This is a genomic window from Bradyrhizobium sp. P2_E8 (assembly GCF_056403875.1).
Genome location: NZ_JBFUES010000867.1, coordinates 1 through 3191, shown reverse-complemented (window position 1 = coordinate 3191; position 3191 = coordinate 1). Strand labels below are relative to the sequence as shown.

The following is a 3191-nucleotide window of genomic DNA, read 5'->3' as shown; positions in this document are numbered from 1 at the left end:
GACGTGAGTCGGATAGCGTAGCCCGCATGAGCGCAGCGACATGCGGGACCGGACCATCCCGGATGTYGCATCCGGGCTACGGCAGCAACTAAACCCCGCCCATCTTGCAGACGAGCTTCCACTCCTCCGCCGTGACCGGCTGCACCGACAGGCGCGAATATTTCACCAGCGCCATGTCGGCGAGCTTCTTCTCGGCCTTGATCGCGACCATCGTCACCGGCGTCTTCAGCGGCTTGTCGGCCTTGATGTCGACGCAGACGAATTTTTCGGTCTTGTCGGTCGGATCGGGATAGGCCTCCTTGATGACCTCCGCGATGCCGACGATCTCCTTGCCCTCGTTGGAATGATAGAAGAACGCCTTGTCGCCCTTCTTCATGGCGACGAGGTTCTGGCGCGCGGTGTAATTGCGCACCCCCGTCCAGGCTTCGCCCTTGGCGCCCTTCGCCACCTGCTGATCCCAGGACCACACCGACGGTTCGGATTTCACCAGCCAGTAGTTCATCACGCGCCCTATCCGTTCATCATGGCTGGGCATAACCGTCCGAAGGACGGCGTCGCTTCCGCTCGCCTATGCCCGGCCATCCACGTCTCTGCTTCCGTGTTCAATATCAAGACGTGGATGCCCGAGACAAGAGCGGGCATGACGGAAGATGTCATTCCTCGGCCTTGAACGGCCGCGTCAACAGCCCTTCGATCGCGGCGTCGATCGTCAATTTGTTGTCGAGGATGGCAGCGACCGCTTGCGAGACCGGCATGTCGACGTTCCGTGCGGCCGCGAGCTCGACCAGCACCGGCGCGGTGAATGCGCCTTCCGCAAGCTTGCCCGCCGGCGCCGCCTCGCCGCGGCCGAGCGCGATGCCGAGCGCGAAATTGCGCGATTGCGCGGTCGAACAGCTCAGCAGCAGATCGCCGAGGCCGGAGAGGCCCGAGAGCGTTTCCGTGCGCGCGCCGCAGGCGCGGCCGAGCCGTGCCAGCTCGCTGAAGCCGCGCGTGGTCAGCGCGGCGAGCGCGGAGGCCCCGAGGTTGCGGCCGACCACGATTCCGGCGGCGATCGCCAGCACGTTCTTGGCGGCGCCGCCGATCTCGACGCCGCGGACGTCGGTGGAGTGATAGGGCCGGAACGTCGGCGAGCCCAGCGCCTGCACCAGGCTGCTGGCCAGCTCTTCCTCCTTGGCCGCCAGCGTCACCGCCGTCGGCAGGCCGCGTGCGACGTCGTCGGCAAAGCTCGGGCCCGACAGGATCGCCGGCTGCGCGTGCAGTGCGGCTTCAGCGATCACGTCGGTCATGAATTTGTGGGTGCCGTGCTCGATGCCCTTGGCACAGGCGACGACAGGCGTCTGCGTCGTCAGATGCGTGGCCAGCATGTTGACGGCGCCGCGCAGATGCTGCGCCGGCGTTGCGATCAGAAGCATGTCCGCGCGCGCGGCGAGCGCCAGCTCGCTCGTCACGACAATTTCCTGCGCGAGGCGCACGCCGGGCAGCCGTGGATTGTCGCGGGTCGATGCAATCCGCGCCGCATGCTCGGCGTTGCGGGCCCAGAGCGTGACGCTCCGCCCGGCCCGCGCTGCCACCATCGCCAGCGCCGTACCCCAGGCGCCCGCTCCGATCACCGCAACGGATTGGAACGCGGTCATCGCTAGAATCCCGCTCGCGTCTTGCCGTAGCCCGCGGGCGCTGTCGCATTCGCGTCGAGCAGCCAGCGTGCGCGGGGCTGGGCTTCCATCGTGTCGGTCATTCCCAGCGCGAGCCGCTCGGCGCCGGCCCAGGCGATCATCGCGCCGTTGTCGGTGCAGAGCGCGGGCGGCGGCATGATCAGTTGCGTCCCGGCCTGCCGCGCGACGTCGTGCAGCGCGCCGCGGATCGCCTGATTGGCGGCGACGCCGCCGGCGGCCACGAGCGCACGCGGCGCGCCGAACTGTTCGCGGAAAAGTCTCAAGCCGACACTCAGCCGGTCGGCCGTCGAGTCCAGCACGGCGGCCTGGAAGCTTGCACAGAGATCGCTGATGTCCTGCGGCGTGATCTCGGCGATACGGCTCGCTTCGTTGCGCACCGCGGTCTTCAATCCCGACAGCGAGAAGTTGGCATCCGGCCTGCCCTGCATCGGCCGCGGAAAGGCAAAGCGCGCGGCATCGCCGCTTGCCGCCGAGCGCTCGACCTGCGGTCCGCCGGGATAGGGCAGGCCCAGCATCTTCGCGACCTTGTCGAAGGCTTCGCCGATGGCGTCGTCAACCGTGGTACCGAGCCGCACATATTGGCCGACGCCGGTGACCGCGACGATCTGGGTATGGCCGCCGGAGGCGAGGAACAGGCAGTACGGAAATTCGATTCCGTCGGTGAGGCGCGGCGTCAGCGCGTGCGCCTCCAGATGGTTCACCGCGACCAGCGGCGTGTCGTGCACCAACGCGATCGCCTTCGCGGTGGTGAGCCCGACGATGACGCCGCCGATCAGGCCCGGTCCCGCGGCCGCCGCGACGCCATTGAGCTGGGCGAAGTCGATGCCGGCCTCGCGCATGGCGCGGTCGATGATGCCGTCGAGCAGGTCGACATGCGCGCGGGCGGCAATCTCCGGCACCACGCCGCCGAAACGGGCATGCTCCTCGACCTGCGACCGCACGATGTTGGACAGGATCTTGCCGCTGCCGTCAGGCGCGCGCTCGATCACGGCCGCGGCGGTCTCGTCGCAGGTGGTTTCGATGCCCAATACCAGCATTGGCGAATTGTTATCCAATTTGCGCCCTTGCGCTCATCCGGAAAGCAGAGTTCTGGTACGTCCGGTAGCATTCCGGGGTCGGCTTGCGCAATCGTCACGCGCAGCCGTCCTTGCGAATGCGTCACCGTCACGCGGTTCGGGAACACAGGCGATGTCCATTCTTGTCACACGGCCGCATCCCGAAAATGAGGCGACGGCGGACAATTTGCGCGCGCGGGGGCATGTGGTGCTGCTCGCGCCCGTGCTCAAGTTCGAGCCGGTCGCTTTCCACGACGAGAGCGAGGCGAACTATAGCGCCATCATCGTCACATCGGCCAATGCGATCCGTGCCGTCGCGCCGCAATTGCAGGATCTCGGCCTGTTGAAGCTGCCGCTGTTCGCGGTCGGCGAGCACACCGCGACTGCCGCGCGCGACGCCGGCTTTGCCGAGGTGATCATCGCCGGCGGCGATTCCGCGGCCCTGCGCGACAAGGTCATACAA

Annotated in this window: 4 protein-coding genes; 1 reads left to right on the top strand and 3 read right to left on the bottom strand. The window is 67.4% G+C overall.

Annotation, left to right across the window (positions count from 1 at the left end):
- Window positions 1-88: 88 nt before the first annotated feature.
- From AC1D00_RS33340 to tsaD, 3 genes are all read right to left on the bottom strand, one after another.
- On the bottom strand, window positions 89-502 hold the full coding sequence (locus AC1D00_RS33340) for an EVE domain-containing protein (protein ID WP_167771510.1): 414 nt from the start codon (window positions 500-502) through the stop codon (window positions 89-91).
- A 151-nt stretch (window positions 503-653) separates the two neighbouring features.
- On the bottom strand, window positions 654-1634 hold the full coding sequence (locus AC1D00_RS33335) for an NAD(P)H-dependent glycerol-3-phosphate dehydrogenase (protein WP_135178587.1): 981 nt from the start codon (window positions 1632-1634) through the stop codon (window positions 654-656).
- Between the two features lie 2 nt (window positions 1635-1636).
- Window positions 1637-2710 carry a tRNA (adenosine(37)-N6)-threonylcarbamoyltransferase complex transferase subunit TsaD gene (gene tsaD / locus AC1D00_RS33330; RefSeq protein ID WP_135178586.1) on the bottom strand — a complete coding sequence of 358 codons (1074 nt, stop codon included), beginning with the start codon at window positions 2708-2710 and terminating at the stop codon, window positions 1637-1639.
- 151 nt (window positions 2711-2861) lie between these two features.
- On the opposite strand from tsaD, the gene AC1D00_RS33325 reads away from it, so the two are divergent.
- A partial coding sequence (locus tag AC1D00_RS33325) for a uroporphyrinogen-III synthase (protein ID WP_477013589.1) occupies window positions 2862-3191 on the top strand: 330 nt, incomplete at its 3' end.

What these genes read in the sequence shown, in the direction of transcription:
- AC1D00_RS33340 (WP_167771510.1), bottom strand. Translation starts at nt 502, where the DNA reads ATGAACTACTGGCTGGTGAAATCCGAACCGTCGGTGTGGTCCTGGGAT.
- AC1D00_RS33335 (WP_135178587.1), bottom strand. Translation starts at nt 1,634, where the DNA reads ATGACCGCGTTCCAATCCGTTGCGGTGATCGGAGCGGGCGCCTGGGGT.
- tsaD (WP_135178586.1), bottom strand. Translation starts at nt 2,710, where the DNA reads ATGCTGGTATTGGGCATCGAAACCACCTGCGACGAGACCGCCGCGGCC.